Below are 14,961 nucleotides of genomic sequence, written 5' to 3'. Positions count from 1 at the left end.
GAATGGTGATGTCATGTAACATAAGAACATGTCACGGTTGTTATTTTGTAAAGTTTGTAAAAAATATGGGTCAGCGAATCTGTCCCTACCGGCTCTGGAGAAGCGCTGATGGCCACCGATTCCGGGAAGAAACTGTTCGTCGGCCCGCGCTTCCGGCGGATCCGGCAGCAATTGGGGCTGTCGCAGACCCAGATCGCCGAGGGGCTCGGGATCTCACCGAGCTACATCAACCTGATCGAGCGCAACCAGCGCCCGGTGACCGCCCAGATCCTGCTGCGGCTGGCCGAGACCTACGATCTCGACCTGCGGGATCTTGCGACCGCCGACGAGGACCGCTTCTTCGCCGAGCTGAACGAGATCTTTTCCGATCCGCTGTTCCGCCAGATCGACGTCCCCAAGCAGGAGCTGCGCGACCTCGCCGAGCTCTGTCCCGGCGTCACCCATGCGCTGCAACGGCTCTATGCCGCCTATACCGAGGCGCGCCAGGGCGAGACGCTGGCCGCGGCGCAGATGGCCGACCGCGACGTCGGCACGCGCTATGAGGCCAATCCGGTCGAGCGCGTGCGCGAACTGATCGAGGCCAACCGCAATTATTTTCCAGAGCTCGAGCAGGCCGCCGAAGCCCTGCGCGACGAACTGAACGTGCCGGCCGAAGGGCTCTATGCCGCCCTCGTGACGCGCTTGCGCGAAAAGCATTCGGTTCAGACCCGCATCATGCCGGTCGACGTGATGCGCGAGACCTTGCGGCGCTTCGACCGCCATCGCCGCCAGCTCCTGATCTCCGAGCTCGTCGATCCGCCCGGCCGCGCGTTCCAGCTTGCGTTCCAGCTCGGGCTCGGCGAATGCACCCAGCATCTCGAAACCATCATCGGCCGCGCCGGGCCGCTGGACGATGCGCCGCGACGCCTGTTCCGCATTACGCTCGGGAATTATTTCGCAGCTAGCGTGATGATGCCCTACCAGCCATTCCTGGCCGCAGCGGACGCGCTGAACTACGACATCCACGTGCTGGCGCAGCGCTTCAATTCCGGCTTCGAGCAGGTCTGCCATCGCCTCACCACCCTGCAGAGGCCGAACGCACGCGGCATCCCGTTCTTCCTGCTCCGCGTCGACAATGCCGGCAACGTCTCAAAACGCTTCTCCTCCGGCACCTTCCCGTTCTCGAAGTTCGGCGGCACTTGCCCCCTGTGGAACGTGCATTCGACCTTCGACACGCCGGACCGGCTTCTGAAGCAGGTCATCGAGCTCCCCGACGGCACGCGCTACTTCTCGATCGCGCAGATGGTGCGCCGGCCCGTCGCGCCCCACCCTCTGCCGCAGCCGCGCTTTGCCATTGGTCTGGGCTGCGAGATCCGCCACGCTTCGCGCCTCGTCTACGCCGCCGGCATGGATCTTGAGAAGGCCGAGGGCACGCCGATCGGCGTCAACTGCCGCCTCTGCGAACGCGAAAACTGCGCCCAGCGCGCCGAGCCGCCGATCACGCGCACGCTTATTTTGGATGAGACGACAAGGCGGGTGTCGAGTTTCGCGTTCTCGAATGCGCGGGAGTTGTGAAGCGGCGGCTGCATTTGTTGCAGTTTGCACGAGACACATTTTTGGTGGTCGTCCTGGCGAAAGCCAGGACCCATTACCACCGGCGTTCGCTGTGAACAAAGGTGGCGGACAATTGTCGCAAAACTACTCCCTGGGGGAATGGGTCCTGGCTTTCGCCAGGACGACATTGGGGCGGGAGCGCAGTGACCGTTTCCTACGCCAGCGTATGCACGATCACCGGCCCCGCGGCGGCACTGGCGTGGCCCGCGAGTAGCGGGCCCAGATCCTTCTCGATCCAGGCGATCGCGCGCCGGTTCGCCTCCTCCGCCTGCTCGAACTTGTCGAAGATGGAGATCGCGGTCACCGTGTCGTCGCCGGCATAGACCACGTAATAGGCGCGGAAGCCATCGACATCGCTGATGATCGGAACGGCGCCTTCCTTGATGCGGCGCGCCAGCTCCTCCGCGCTCCCGCTTTTCGCCTTGGCCTGACGGATGGCGGCATACATGGGGTCCTCCTTCCGGCTCGCTGATGTGGGGCCTGGTGCCCTGCGGCGATGTTACGCCGAAGCGCGTGGCCGATCCACGCCCTCGCGCGAAGTTGTGCAAGCGATCCTCCTGCCCCTTCACATTGCCAAGCGGATGCGGCATCTGCATAGTCCGCGCGCAACAATCGTGACCGTTACGAAGGGGACAAAAGACATGGCGGACGCCGACCTGGATGTCGTGATCCGGCAACTGGCAAGACAGCTCCACACGGGCCTGATGGCCCGCGCCAAGGAACGGCGGGATCGCTTAAATACCCTCGCGGCCAAGGCCAAGGGCAAGGACGCCCGCGAGCGCTACAAGCTGATCGCGAAGAACACCATGGAGCAGGCCAGCACTGCGGCCAAGCGCCTCCAGATGTCCGCCGACAACGTCGCCGACAGCTACGCTAGGTCGATGCGCTTCGCAGCCAGTGCGGCCGCCGAGACGGTTGAGAAGCAGCAGGCGGCGGAGAAGAAGCCGGCAAAGGAGCAGCCGGTGGCCAAGAAGAAATCCGCGAAGAAGAAAAAGAAGGCGTAAGGCACACTCGCTGCCTTCCCTTCTCCCCTTCCGGGAGAAGGTGGCGCGAAGCGCCGGATGAGGGGTTGTCTCCGCGAATGAATCTCACGCAGTCGAATACGCGGAGACAGACCCCTCACCCGGCTTCGATGCTGCGCATCGAAGCCACCCTCTCCCGCAAGGGGAGAGGGTGCACTGCCGAGGCGGCACAAAAAACTCACCGCAGCGGCGCAGAGATGTTGGTCGGCCTTGGTTCGCCCAGCTCGCCGAGCTTGGTGCGGGCGAGCTGATGGGCGGCGCCGTCGGGGCGCTCCGGCAGCGCGAGGACGGCTTCGAAATCGGCGCGGGCATCGTCCGTCCGTCCGCTCGCGAGGAACGCGAGGGCGCGATTGACGCGCGCGTCCGGATCATTGGGCGCGAGGCGGATGGCGGTGTTGTAGCTCAGGATTGCGCGCTGGAGATCGCCCCTGGCCGCAAGGGCGAGCCCCCGCTCGGAATACGACGCCGCAAGCTTCGGATCGAGCGCGATTGCCTGGTCGTAGTCGGCGACCGCCAGATCCAGTTCGCCGTTCTGCCGGTGGGCCAGGCCGCGGTCGCGGAAGGTGGCGGCGCGGTTCGGGTTGAGATGAATGGCCTGGTCGAAATCGACGATCGCCCGTTTGGCGTCGCCGTGCCGCAGCGCGATGCGGCCGCGCCCCTCATAGGCGAACGCGATCAGCGAGCCGCGGAACGGGCTGAAGCCGATCACGGCCGAGCAGACGTCGGGCTCGTTAGCATCGCCGCAATTGACGACGGTGTGCAACGACAATCCGACGAGAATGCCCGACACGATCAACAATGGCGCAGCTAATCTGGTCATCGTCAGCCGTCGCCGGCAACAGGCCGGCCACGCATCCCCTTTCAGACGCTTGAGGTCTGGGCCGGTGTTAGCACCGGCGGAGACGATCTTGTGTGCGCCAGCTCACAAAGCCGACCACAATCTCGGTTGTGCCGGCCTCAGGTCGCCCAGTCAGACGCCCAAGAAAGCGCCCTCGTCAGCCACATTGCCAGCAGACAACACCAGCCGATTGCAGCAAGTGCGAAGGACGTCAGAAGGAGCGCGCCTTCCGCATTGACCAGAAAACTCTCGTGCGAAGCTGCCTCATCCCGCACGGACCGGTTCATGTGCAACATGCGCACCTCCGGCAATTACGTTTAAACAATTGTCACACCCGGCAAGCCGTCCGGCCTGCGACTCGCCGAAAAAGGCGAGTCGCATTGGTGTGAATCAATGCGCGACAAAGCGCAAGAGTCTTTTGGGACAAGGATAAGCGTAAATCGCGGACGCAGAGCTCGAACACCGTCACCAATGCGAGGTTGAATGGCTGGTTTCCCGCATCAATTGTGACGCCATCACGGCACATCTGCGACGGCTGAGCCAACTGGTCTCATCCCCACGGTCCGCGCCTGGACGAGCGGCCCCATGGACTTTGCGGCGGATAGTTTTCGTTGGCGCCGAGCGATGGCGCCCCGTTCGCGCCGAGCTCGGCCGCGAGCTGCTGCAGCGCGTCGATGCGGTTCTGCGTCGAGGGATGGGTAGCGAAGAGACTGTCGACGCCGTGCCCCGACAGCGGATTGATGATGAACATGTGCGCCGTCGCAGGATTGCGCTCCGCGTCGAAGTTCGGCACCTGATGTGCGGCATTCTCGATCTTGACAAGCGCGGATGCGAGCCACATCGGCTGGCCGACGATGCGGCCGCCGAGATCGTCGGCGGCATATTCGCGGGTGCGGCTGATCGCCATCTGCACCAGCATTGCAGCGAGCGGCGCCACGATCATCATCAGGATCGAGGCGACGATGCCGGGGCCGGAATTACTGTTGCGATGGCCGCCGAAGAACATGCCGAACTGTGCCAGCATCGAGATCGCGCCCGCGACCGTCGCGGTGATGGTCATGAGCAGCGTGTCGTGGTTTTTGACGTGCGCAAGCTCGTGCGCGATCACGCCGGCGAGCTCCTCGCGGCTGAGCTGATGCATCAAGCCGGCAGTGACGGCAACCGCGGCATTCTGCGGATTGCGACCCGTGGCGAACGCGTTGGGCTGCGGCTCGTCCATCACAAACACGCGCGGCATCGGTAGCCCGGCACGGCCCGCAAGCTCGGCGACGAGACCGACGAGTTCCGGCGCGCTGGCGCGGTCGACCTCATGGGCTCCGTACATCGAGAGCACCATGCGGTCGGAGTTCCAGTAGGTGAAGAGATTGGTCGCCGCCGCGATGACCAGCGCGATCATGGCCCCAGTGGCGCCGCCGATGAGATAGCCGACGCCCATGAACAGGGCGGTGAGGCCTGCGAGGAGAATTGCCGTGCGAAGATAGTTCATGGCCGCCTCCGTGAGCCGGCCGTGGCCAAGCCTTCAGCCGGCGCAATCAAAGTATGGCGACGCCGTCGCGCCGCAAGACAGGCCGCTGCGTCGGAGAGCCGCGGCGGGTGTTGGCGAGGAAAATTCGGCACTCATAAACCTTACGGCGCATTTGCACCAAACCCCACGCCGAAGTTTACCCGTTAGAAAGGCAGCCGCCGCTTAATCGAGGACAACCGGGCACCCCAGGCCTGCCTGGGCATTACTCGGTTCCATTGCCACCAGTCAGCAAGGTGACTGTTCATGATGGACCGGTCTCGAGCAATTTCCGCCAGTGATACATCCCCGACCCCCGCGCGCGAGGCAGAAAGTGCCCCCGAAGCCAGGAGTTCGGATGCAAGGAGTTCGGATGCCAGGAGCTTGCAGCAGGCGCTGCAGGAACGCCTATTTGCCGACGAGGAACATCCGCAGGAACCCGCTGCCCGGATGGAGGCCGCGGAACCGGCGTCACGCTGGCCGTATTTGTGGCGGGGCTTGAAGATCGCAGCCGGCCTTGCCGTGATTGCCGTGTTCGGCTGGCTGCCGCTGCGCGCCATGCTGCAGAACTCCAGCGTCGAAGCCGTGCTGAACTCCCGCCTCGTCACCCTGCGTGCGCCGATCGGTGGACGCATCGTCGCAGCCTCCGATCCCATCAAGGATCGGGCTCGGCTTGACGCCGACGCGGTCGTGCTGCGGGTGGTCAACCCGCGCAGTGATCGTACGCGACTCGATGACCTTCGGCGGCAGAAATCGCGGCTGGAAAACGAGCGACCGTCTCTCGCGGCCAAGCTGGCGACGGCACAGGCAGCACAGCAGGACCTCGCGCGGCAGGCCGAGCAGTTCAAGAATGGACGCGTCCTGCAGCTCGAGGCACGCATCGCCGAGATCCAGACCTCGATCGAGGCAGCGGCGGCGCGGCGCGAGGAAGCGAGCGCAGCGGTGGATCGCGCCTCATCGCTGGCGAAATCCGGCAACATCTCCACGGTCGAGCTCGCGCGGCTGACGCGTGAGCTTTCGGTTGCGCAGCAGACCGAGCTCGGCGCGCGCAAGCGACTGGATGCGGCCAAGGTCGAGCTGACCGCGGCGCAAAGCGGCTCGTTCCTCGGCGACAGCTACAACGACCGGCCAAGCTCGGTGCAGCGCGAGGAGGAGATGCGCCAGCGCGCCAAGGACCTGGAAGCCGATCTGATGCGTATCGACACGGAGATCGCCTGGCTTGCGAACGAGATCATCACGGAGGAGATCCGCTTCACAGACCTCTCCGAAGCCAACATCAAGACGCCGGTCGCAGGCCGCGTCTGGGAGATGATGACCTCGCCGGGCGAGGATGTGCAGGCAGGCCAGCCGCTGCTCAAGGTGCTCGATTGCAGCGGCGCCGTCGTCACCGCCAACGTCACGGAGAGCGTCTATAACCGGCTGCGGCTCGGCGACCACGCCACCTTCGAGCCGAATGACGGCGGCGAGCCGATCTCCGGCACCGTCGTCAATCTGACAGGTTCCGCCGGTGCGCCCGCCAATCTCGCCATCAATCCCGATGCGCTGAACAAGGAGCCCTATCGCGTCACGGTCGCACCGGCCGATGCCGCCGCTCACGACTGCACTGTCGGCCGAACCGGGCGGGTCGTCTTTGGCCGGAACGAGACCACGCCATGATGGCGGCACTGGCGCCCGGCTTTCTCGCGCTCGGCGCCTTCATGGCGATGGTGCCACTTCTCAGGCGTGACAACACGCTGGCGCGCTCGCTTTTGACCGGCGTGTCGTTCGTCCTCCTGCTGCGCTACTTCTACTGGCGCGTCACCAAGACCCTGCCTCCACCGGGCCTGACGGCGGATTTTTTCTTCGGCTATCCCTTCATGCTGGCGGAAGCGGCTTCGCTGGTCGCGGTCGCATTGTCGCTTCTGTTCCTCAGCCGCACCACCAGACGCACCACGGAGGTCGACGGCCGCGCCACCGATCCGAAGGCGCCGCTGATCGACGTCTTCATCTGCACCTACAACGAGGAGCGATCGATCCTCGAGCGCACGATCATCGGCGCGACCGGAATGGAGTACGGCAATTACCGCGTCTGGGTGCTCGACGACGGACGCCGGCTGTGGCTGCGGCACCTCGCGAGCGAACTCGGCTGCCACTACCTCACGCGTCCCGACAACCGCCATGCCAAGGCGGGCAACATCAACCACGCACTCAAGTATGTCGGCGGGCTGCCGGAACGGCCGGACTTCATCGCCGTCCTCGATGCGGACTTCGTGCCGCGTCCGGATTTTCTCGCGCGGACCATCAGCTTGATGGACGATGCATCCGTCGGCGTGGTGCAGACGCCGCAGCATTTCATAAATCCCGATCCGATCCAGACCAACCTCGCCGCGTCTGACGTGTGGCCCGACGAGCAGCGGTTCTTCTTCGACATCCTGATGCCGGCCAAGGATGCTTGGGGCGTCGCGTTCTGCTGCGGGACTTCGTCCCTGATCCGCTATTCCGGGCTGATGCAGATCGGCGGATTCCCGACCGACTCGGTGACCGAGGATTATCTCGTTACCCTGCGCCTGAAGGAGCGCGGCCTCAAGACCGTCTATCTCAATGAGCGCCTGACCATCGGGCTCGCGCCGGAGGGCCTGAAGGAATACATCACCCAGCGCGGCCGCTGGTGTCTCGGCTTCATGCAGATCGTGCGCGGCCGCAGTAGTCCGCTGTCGCAGACATCGAAGCTCCCGCTTATCGACCGGCTGTCGCTGGTCGACGCCTTCATGAGCTGGACGACAGTCTATTTCGCCAAGATGTTCGGGCTGGTCGTGCCCTGGCTGTTTCTGCTGTTCGGCATCAAGGCGGTGCAGGCGGACCTCGCCGAGCTCTTGCATTTCTTCCTGCCATTCTACGTCTGGCATGGACTGACGATGGCCTGGCTGTCGCACGGCCGTTCGCTTGCCATGATGGCAGACGTGTCGCAGCTCGTGGCGGCGCCCGCCGTGCTGAAGGCCGTCACCACGGGCCTGCTGAGGCCCAAGGGGCACAAGTTCAAGGTCACTGCCAAAGGCGGCGACCGCGACAAGAAATTCGTCGAATGGCCGCTGCTGCGGCTCTACGGCACCGCGCTTCTGATCACGCTCGCGGCGATCGCCTATGCCTTCATCCTGCATTTGCGCGGCGAGAGCATTGCCTATGGCGGGCTGGCGCTGGCCTGGAGCCTGTACAACGCGTTCATCCTCACCGTGGTCTGCTTCGTCTGCATCGAGCAGCCGCGCAAGCGCAAGGCCGAACGCTTCGTCCGCAACGAGGCCATCCTGTTGCGCCAGGGCGGCAAGTCGCACCTCGTCCGGCTCGCCGATATCTCGATCACCGGCGCGCGGCTGATCGATCCCGACCCACCTGCGATCGGCAGCGCGATCGAATGCCAGATCTATGGCCGTTCCATCGCGGCTACCGTGGTGCGGCGGACCACGAACGGCTTTGCCGTGCGGTTCGAAGAGGGCATGGACACGCGCGTGCACGCGGTCCGGGCGTTCTATGCCGGCGAATATGTGCGCGCCTATCGCGGCATCAAGGCGCTGCCAGTCGGGAAAGCCCTGATGCTGCGGTTGTTCGGCTAGCGGCAACGGGGTGGCGTGAGGCCGGTTCTTCACCTAAACTTCGGGAGATTCCTCCCGCCCTTCCCGCTGCCGGAAACCCTATGCTCCAGACCCGATTCGCGATCGCGGCCGTCACACTGCTCGCACTCTCCGCCACCGCTTCCGCCCAGTTGCTGCCGCCGCCCGTAAAACCACAGGCCGCGCCGCGGCCGACCGCGCCGCGCGCAGCCTCGTGCCACAATGGCGCGAGCTTCGACCGCTTCCTCACTGAGGTGAAACAGCAGGCCATCGCCGCGGGCGTGTCGCAGCGCGCGATCAGCGAGGCCTCGCCCTACCTCGTCTACGACCAGGGCATCGTCAACCGCGACCGCGGCCAGCGCGTGTTCGGCCAGCTCTTCACCGAATTCGCCGGCCGCATGGCCGCGACCTATCGCATGCAGAACGGCCAGCAGCACATCAAGCAATACGCGGCGGCGTTCGCGCGCGCCGAGAAGGAATACGGTGTGCCGCCGGCGGTGATCGCCGCATTCTGGGGGCTGGAGAGCGATTTCGGCGCCAACATGGGCAATCTGCCGACGCTGAAATCGCTGGTGTCGCTGGCCTATGACTGCCGACGCTCGGAGATGTTCGTGGGCGAAACCATCGCGGCGCTCAAGGTGATCGACCGCGGCGATCTCAGCCCTGCCGAGATGATCGGCTCCTGGGCCGGCGAGCTCGGACAGACGCAATTTCTGCCGACGCATTACGTCAACTACGCCGTCGACTATGACGGCGACGGCCGGCGCGATCTGCTCCGCAGCGGGCCCGACGTGATCGGCTCGACCGCGAACTATATCGCCAACGGATTGAAATGGCGGCGCGGCGAGCCGTGGCTGGAAGAGATCAAGGTGCCCGCAAATTTGCCCTGGGAGCAGACTGATCTCTCGGTGCAGCAGCCGCGCTCGAAATGGGCGCAGCTGGGCGTGACCTACCCCGACGGCCGGCCGCTGCCGAACGACAATCTCGCCGCCTCCGTGCTCCTGCCGATGGGGCGGTCGGGGCCGGCCTTCATGGCCTATCCGAATTTCGCGGCCTACACTGAGTGGAATAATTCGCTGATCTATTCCACCACCGCCGGTTACCTCGCCTCGCGCATTGCGGGCGCAGCTCCCATGCGCAAGCCGGCGCAGCCGGTGGCGCAACTGCCGTTCAACGAGCTGAAGGAGTTGCAGCAGCTGCTGGTGCGCGCAGGCTTCAACGTCGGCAAGGTCGACGGCGTGCTGGGCCAGCAGAGCCGCAGCGCGGTGAAGGCGATGCAGATCAAGTACGGCCTGCCCGCGGATTCCTGGCCGACGGCGGAACTGCTCGCGCGCATGCGCGGCGGCACCGCGCAGGCGCAGCCGCAAGCGATCGTGCGGTAGAATTTTTAACCCGCGAACGCCACTTCGGCGATTGTATTTTCCTGCGGTGCTCCCATCTCTTGGGACCAGGATACCTCCTGACATCCCAACGAGAAGAGAGCATCACATGTCCTTTTATGACGCCGTCGTCCCCGCCTATTTGCAGATGCTGAACAGCCTGACCGGCCTGCTCACCAAGGCGGAGGCCCATTGCGCGGCCAGGAAGATCGAGCCAAGCGTGCTGATCGGATCTCGGCTCTTCCCGGACATGCTGCCGTTCAGCAAGCAAATCCAGCTCGTCAGCGACTTCGCAGCCAAGGGCTGTGCACGGCTCACGCACACGGAGCTGCCGTCGATGCCGGACACCGAGACGACGTTCGCGGAATTGAAGCAGCGGCTGGCAAAGACGATCGACTTCGTGAAGTCGTTCAAGTCCGAGCAGTTCGAGGGCGCCGATGCCAAGGACGTCACATTCCCGGCCGGCCCCGACCGGACCGTTACATTGAAGGGGCAGCAATTCTTCAGCTCGGTCTCGCTGCCGAACTTCTATTTCCATGCCGCGACCGCGCACGGGATTCTGCGTCACAACGGTGTCGAGATCGGCAAGCGCGATTTCCTCGGCATGACCTGAGATTTGTGATCCATATTTTCCGCGGCACGGAGATCAACTCCGCTGCCGCGGATGACATTGAAGAAAAACGATCCTCTTTCAGCTTCCCCGCCGTCCCGTCGCGCAGCTCACCTGCACTTTCGGAATGACTCCGGCCTTGCGCGGTGTGTGGCGATGCACAACTGTGCCCTACCTGTCACCGCTGGAAAACATTCCCATGAGCCGTCCGACCAAATTGTATGAGCCCTATCAGCTTGGCCCGATCTCGCTGGCCAACCGCTTCGTGATGGCGCCCCTGACGCGCAATCGCGCAGCGCCCGGGACTTTCGTGCCGAGCCCGCTTGCGGCCGACTACTACGCGCAGCGCGCCTCCGCCGGACTCCTCGTCACCGAAGCAAGCCAGATCTCCCAGCAGGGCCAGGGCTATCAGGATACGCCTGGCATCTACTCGAAAGACCAGGTCGCCGGCTGGCGCAAGGTCACCGATCGCGTGCATGAGCGCGGCGGGCGCATCTTCATCCAGCTCTGGCATGTCGGGCGCATCTCGCACAACGCGCTTCAGGCCAATGGCGGCGCGCCGGTCGCTCCCAGCGCGATCCGCGCCAAGGGCAAGACCTTCGTCAACGGCACCTTCGCCGACGTCTCCGAGCCGCGCGCACTCGAGCTTGCCGAAATTCCAGGGATCATCGACGATTTCAAGCGCGTCACGCGCAACGCGCTCGAGGCCGGCTTTGACGGTGTCGAGATCCACGGCGCCAACGGCTATCTGCTCGACCAGTTTGCGAAAGACGGCGCCAACAAGCGCACCGATGCCTACGGCGGCTCGATCGAGAACCGTGCCAGGCTGATGCTGGAGGTGTCAAAGGCGGTTGCCGCCGAAGCGGGCGCCGACCGTACCGGCATCCGCATCTCGCCGGTGACGCCGGCGAACGACATCTCCGACTCGAATCCGCAAGCGCTGTTCGACCACATCGTCGACGGGCTCAATGCGCTCAAGCTCGTCTATCTGCATGTCGTGGAAGGCGCGACCGGCGGCCCGCGCGATTTCGCGCCGTTCGACTATGCTGACCTGCGCAAGCGCTTCTCCGGCGCCTACATCGCCAACAATGGCTACGATTTCGAGCTGGCGACGAAGGTGCTCGATGCCGGCGCTGCTGACCTCATCGCGTTCGGCAAGCCCTTCATCTCCAACCCCGACCTGGTCGAGCGCTTGCAGAAAGGCGCGCCACTCAACGAATGGGACAAGAACACCTTCTACGGCGGCGGCGCCAGGGGCTACACGGACTATCCGACGCTGGAGGCTGCCGACGCGGCGGAGTAGATCCGCATCTCAGCTCGTCATGCCCCGCGAAGGCGGGGCATCCAGTAGCCACCGGCGGCGAGATTCAACCGATAGGCCGCGGCGTGCTGGATCGTCCGCCTTCGCGGACGATGACTTCCGAGAAAACCGTGAGCGCAACAAGTGCGGAAGGCCGGGATCGCGCCCGGCCTTTTGTCTTATCGAAGCATCGCCCGTAATTCTGCCACGCGCTCCGCGCCCAAAAACGCCATCGCCGTGTCCATCTCGCCGATGATCATCCGCAAGACCGCTTCCGCACCCTCCTCGCCGCCGGCGGCGAGGCCCCAGAGCGGCAAGCGGCCGAGGAGAACGGCCTCGGCGCCGAGCGCGAGATATTTCAACACGTCCGTGCCGCGGCGGACGCCGCTGTCGGCGAGCACCGTCAGTCGTCCCTTCACGGCATCCGCGATAGCCTGAATGCACTCCGCCGGTGCAGGCAGGCAATCGAGATTGCGTCCGCCATGGGCGGAAACCACGATTGCCTCACAACCGAGTCCGGCCGCGGTCTCCGCATCCTTGACGGCCAAGACGCCCTTGATGATCAGCTTGCCCGGCCAGATCTGGCGCAGCCAGCGCACGTCGCCCCAGTTGAGACGATGGTCGAGCCGCACGGCCTCAGCAATGCTTGGCCGGGTAATCGCCGTGCGGTACTCGTCCGGATAATGTCCATAGGTCGGCATGCCCTCGCTCAGGAGATAGCGCGCGAGAACACCGACGAGCCAGCGCGGATGCAGTGCGACGTCGACCGTGCTGCGCAGGCTGGGCACCAACGGAATGCCGAAGCCGTTGCGCTTGTTGTACTCGCGGTTGGGTGAGACCGACGTATCGGCCGTGACGACCAGGGTCTCGCAGCCGCAGGCGCGGGCGCGCTCCAGAAGTCTTGCCGTCAGTGCCCGGTCGCGCCAGACATAGAGCTGAAACCACAGCGTCGCATCGGGCGCGCCGCGCCGGATGGTTTCGACCGTCGTCACCGATTGCGTCGAGATACAGACGGGGATGCCGACGCGCGAGGCCGCGCGCGCCAGTTTGGTCTCGCCATCATGCGCGACAAGACCGGCGAGCGCGGTCGGCGCCACGACCAGGGGTGCTGCGAGGTGCTGTCCAAGAAGCGTCGCGTCGAACGATCGCCCGTCGTGCCCGGTCAGCACCGACGGCATGAGCGTGATCTCGTCGAGCGAGGCGCGCAGGCGCCTCAGCGCGACCTCATCCTCCGTGCCGCGATCGATATAGTCGAACAAGCCGCGCGGCAGGAACTTTTGCGCGCGGCTGCGGTAGTCGTCGGCATTCAGCAGCATCCGCATCAGGCGGCGTAGCGGTTGAATTTCGACTTCGAGATCGAGGTCGCGGCGACATGGACATGCTGCACGAGCTCGGCCTCGGCGCGCTCCTTGGTCCAGCGCGTGGTCGGCACGGAGATGTTGACCGCGGCGACCGCGCGGCCGTGCTCGTCGATGATCGGCGCCGCGACGGAAATGTCACCCATGACGCTTTGGTTGATCTGGATCGAGTAGCCGCGCGTGGCGGCGACGCGCACCTGCTCCAGAAGCTTATCTGGATCTGTAATCGTATACGGCGTAAGGGGCTCGAGTTGCGTACGCTTCAACAGATCCTGCCGCATCTCCTCAGGAAGAGCCGACAGGATGGCTATGCCGGACGCCGTGAAATAGGCCGGCAACCGGCTTCCGATCACGAAATCGATGTGGATGAGGTGCCTGCCGGGAAAGCGTGCCACGAACACGACCTCATGGCCGTCGAGCTCGTGCAGGTTGCAGGTCTCGCCGAGATTACGGCTCATGTCGAGAAGATAGGGCGAGGCCTTGTCGATAAGTTCGTTGGCCTTGAGATAGCTGTGAGAGAACTGCAGCACCTTCGAGGTCAGCCCGTAATTGCGCGTGCCCTCGATGCGCTTGAGATAGCCGAGCGTCTCCAGCGTATAGACCAGGCGCTGGGTGGCGCTGCGGTCGAGATTGGCCGCGCGCGCGATGTCGGCGAGCGTCATGAAGCGTCGCGGGCCATCGAAGGCGTGCAGGACCTGAAAGGCCTTCTCGGTCGAGCCGACGAACAGCGACGAGCGCGCCAGCTCGGCGCTCTTTCCGGCGCTTTTCCGAGTGCTCCTGGCCTTGCGCACCGTCTTCGTGCCGCCCTCGCCGCTACGCGTCATCTGCCATTCCCTTGCCTCACGCAACCCCTTCCGAGATCGCCAATTGCTTGCCGAGCTCGGCCCGGAATGCCGAGACCAGCGCCGGCGCCGGCTGCACCAGCGGCGCCAGCATCCGCGGCGCGTCGACGCCGACCATGTCCATCACCGCCTTCATCGGCCCCGGATTGGTCTCGGCAAACGCCATGTTCATGAACGGGATCAGACGGCGATGCAGGCTCAGTGCCTCCGCCGTCCGGCCAGCAATCGCCGTCTCGTAAATCTGTCGCCACGCGCGCGGCAACAGGCAGGCGGTGACGACGATGCCGCCCGTCGCGCCCCCCGCAAGATGCAGCGGGAACAGGCTGTCCTCGCCGCTGAGCACTGCAAAGCTGTCGTCGACGCCGGCCACGACCTGAAGGAAATGGTACATGTCGAGATTACAGGCCTTCATGCCGATGATGTTGGGATGCTTCGACAGCTCATGCAAAATCCTGGGCTCGATCGCGATCCGGGTGCGGTAGGGAATCTCGTAGATCAGGACGGGCACGGGCGAGGCATCGGCATAGCGCAGGAAATAGTCGCGAATGCCGGTCTGAGTCGGATTGGTATAATATGGCGTAAGGACCAGGAGGCCGTCCACGCCCTCGGCGGCGAATTCCTTGCCCGCCTGAAGAGCGTCGTGGAAGCCGGTGTCGAGCACGCCGGCGATCACAGGCCCCCTGCCCGCCATGGCCTTCACCGACAGGCCCGCCATCCGGATGCGCTCGGCGCGCGCGAGTGCACCATATTCGCCGGTGCCGCCGAGCGGCACCACGCCGTCGATGCCCTGCTTGAGCAGCCAGGCAAACAGCGCCGAGACCGCCTGGGCGTCGATCGTGTCGTCGGCCTTCACCGGGGTCGGAATGGCGGGGAGCAGGCCGCGAAGACGATTTGCAGTGAGCATGACGAGAACCTCTGGTTAGAACGCGGGATG

Annotated in this window: 13 protein-coding genes; 7 read left to right on the top strand and 6 right to left on the bottom strand. The window is 64.7% G+C overall.

The annotated features are described in order from the left end of the window. The first annotated feature begins 108 nt into the window (after nucleotides 1–108). On the top strand, nucleotides 109–1,554 hold the full coding sequence (locus YUU_RS0113270; RefSeq protein WP_027522804.1) for a short-chain fatty acyl-CoA regulator family protein: 1,446 nt from the start codon (nucleotides 109–111) through the stop codon (nucleotides 1,552–1,554). Nucleotides 1,555–1,747: 193 nt separating this feature from the next. On the opposite strand, the gene YUU_RS60205 is transcribed toward YUU_RS0113270, so the two are convergent. Next, a complete protein-coding gene (locus YUU_RS60205; protein ID WP_027522803.1) occupies nucleotides 1,748–2,041 on the bottom strand; it encodes an antibiotic biosynthesis monooxygenase in 294 nt (97 codons plus the stop codon). 193 nt (nucleotides 2,042–2,234) lie between these two features. On the opposite strand from YUU_RS60205, the gene YUU_RS0113260 reads away from it, so the two are divergent. Continuing rightward, on the top strand, nucleotides 2,235–2,597 hold the full coding sequence (locus YUU_RS0113260) for a hypothetical protein (RefSeq protein WP_027522802.1): 363 nt from the start codon (nucleotides 2,235–2,237) through the stop codon (nucleotides 2,595–2,597). Nucleotides 2,598–2,793: 196 nt separating this feature from the next. On the opposite strand, the gene YUU_RS0113255 is transcribed toward YUU_RS0113260, so the two are convergent. Together YUU_RS0113255 and htpX are read right to left on the bottom strand one after the other, a co-directional pair. Beyond that, nucleotides 2,794–3,435: a tetratricopeptide repeat protein gene (locus YUU_RS0113255; protein WP_027522801.1), complete on the bottom strand. Its 642-nt coding sequence runs from the start codon at nucleotides 3,433–3,435 to the stop codon at nucleotides 2,794–2,796. 568 nt (nucleotides 3,436–4,003) lie between these two features. Continuing rightward, a complete protein-coding gene (htpX, locus tag YUU_RS0113245) occupies nucleotides 4,004–4,939 on the bottom strand; it encodes a zinc metalloprotease HtpX (RefSeq protein WP_027522800.1) in 936 nt (311 codons plus the stop codon). 399 nt (nucleotides 4,940–5,338) lie between these two features. Between htpX and YUU_RS50830 the strand changes: the two genes are divergently transcribed. From YUU_RS50830 to YUU_RS0113220, 5 genes are all read left to right on the top strand, one after another. Continuing rightward, nucleotides 5,339–6,610, top strand: a complete 1,272-nt coding sequence (locus tag YUU_RS50830; protein WP_371260484.1) for an HlyD family secretion protein — start codon at nucleotides 5,339–5,341, stop codon at nucleotides 6,608–6,610. Continuing rightward, entirely contained in the window at nucleotides 6,607–8,541 is a 1,935-nt protein-coding gene (locus YUU_RS0113235) for a glycosyltransferase (protein WP_027522799.1), read from the top strand. The genes YUU_RS50830 and YUU_RS0113235 overlap by 4 nt, the downstream gene beginning before the upstream one ends. An 80-nt stretch (nucleotides 8,542–8,621) precedes the next feature. After that, nucleotides 8,622–9,920, top strand: a complete 1,299-nt coding sequence (locus YUU_RS0113230) for a lytic murein transglycosylase (protein ID WP_027522798.1) — start codon at nucleotides 8,622–8,624, stop codon at nucleotides 9,918–9,920. Between the two features lie 106 nt (nucleotides 9,921–10,026). Continuing rightward, nucleotides 10,027–10,530 (top strand): DUF1993 family protein, encoded by a 504-nt coding sequence (locus tag YUU_RS0113225; protein ID WP_027522797.1) that lies wholly within the window; start codon nucleotides 10,027–10,029, stop codon nucleotides 10,528–10,530. Nucleotides 10,531–10,726: 196 nt separating this feature from the next. Then, on the top strand, nucleotides 10,727–11,830 hold the full coding sequence (locus tag YUU_RS0113220; protein WP_027522796.1) for an alkene reductase: 1,104 nt from the start codon (nucleotides 10,727–10,729) through the stop codon (nucleotides 11,828–11,830). 176 nt (nucleotides 11,831–12,006) lie between these two features. Here YUU_RS0113220 and YUU_RS0113215 read toward each other — a convergent pair whose 3' ends face one another. The 3 genes from YUU_RS0113215 to dapA are packed head-to-tail and all read right to left on the bottom strand — an operon-like array spanning nucleotide 12,007 to nucleotide 14,931. Next, nucleotides 12,007–13,149 (bottom strand): alpha-hydroxy acid oxidase, encoded by a 1,143-nt coding sequence (locus YUU_RS0113215; RefSeq protein WP_027522795.1) that lies wholly within the window; start codon nucleotides 13,147–13,149, stop codon nucleotides 12,007–12,009. After that, on the bottom strand, nucleotides 13,149–14,009 hold the full coding sequence (locus YUU_RS0113210; RefSeq protein WP_027522794.1) for an IclR family transcriptional regulator: 861 nt from the start codon (nucleotides 14,007–14,009) through the stop codon (nucleotides 13,149–13,151). Before YUU_RS0113210 ends, YUU_RS0113215 begins: the two co-directional genes overlap by 1 nt. A 16-nt stretch (nucleotides 14,010–14,025) precedes the next feature. Next, nucleotides 14,026–14,931, bottom strand: coding sequence for a 4-hydroxy-tetrahydrodipicolinate synthase (gene dapA, locus YUU_RS0113205; RefSeq protein ID WP_027522793.1), 906 nt, complete (start codon nucleotides 14,929–14,931; stop codon nucleotides 14,026–14,028). Between the last annotated feature and the right edge of the window lie 30 nt (nucleotides 14,932–14,961).

It is taken from the genome of Bradyrhizobium sp. Ec3.3 (assembly GCF_000472925.1).
Taxonomy (GTDB): domain Bacteria; phylum Pseudomonadota; class Alphaproteobacteria; order Rhizobiales; family Xanthobacteraceae; genus Bradyrhizobium.
This window is presented reverse-complemented; position numbering and strand designations above follow the sequence as displayed.

Coding starts and splice junctions, on each gene's coding strand:
- YUU_RS0113270 (WP_027522804.1), top strand. CDS start 109: ATGGCCACCGATTCCGGGAAGAAACTGTTCGTCGGCCCGCGCTTCCGG.
- YUU_RS60205 (WP_027522803.1), bottom strand. CDS start 2,041: ATGTATGCCGCCATCCGTCAGGCCAAGGCGAAAAGCGGGAGCGCGGAG.
- YUU_RS0113260 (WP_027522802.1), top strand. CDS start 2,235: ATGGCGGACGCCGACCTGGATGTCGTGATCCGGCAACTGGCAAGACAG.
- YUU_RS0113255 (WP_027522801.1), bottom strand. CDS start 3,435: ATGACCAGATTAGCTGCGCCATTGTTGATCGTGTCGGGCATTCTCGTC.
- htpX (WP_027522800.1), bottom strand. CDS start 4,939: ATGAACTATCTTCGCACGGCAATTCTCCTCGCAGGCCTCACCGCCCTG.
- YUU_RS0113235 (WP_027522799.1), top strand. CDS start 6,607: ATGATGGCGGCACTGGCGCCCGGCTTTCTCGCGCTCGGCGCCTTCATG.
- YUU_RS0113230 (WP_027522798.1), top strand. CDS start 8,622: ATGCTCCAGACCCGATTCGCGATCGCGGCCGTCACACTGCTCGCACTC.
- YUU_RS0113225 (WP_027522797.1), top strand. CDS start 10,027: ATGTCCTTTTATGACGCCGTCGTCCCCGCCTATTTGCAGATGCTGAAC.
- YUU_RS0113220 (WP_027522796.1), top strand. CDS start 10,727: ATGAGCCGTCCGACCAAATTGTATGAGCCCTATCAGCTTGGCCCGATC.
- YUU_RS0113215 (WP_027522795.1), bottom strand. CDS start 13,149: ATGCGGATGCTGCTGAATGCCGACGACTACCGCAGCCGCGCGCAAAAG.
- YUU_RS0113210 (WP_027522794.1), bottom strand. CDS start 14,009: ATGACGCGTAGCGGCGAGGGCGGCACGAAGACGGTGCGCAAGGCCAGG.
- dapA (WP_027522793.1), bottom strand. CDS start 14,931: ATGCTCACTGCAAATCGTCTTCGCGGCCTGCTCCCCGCCATTCCGACC.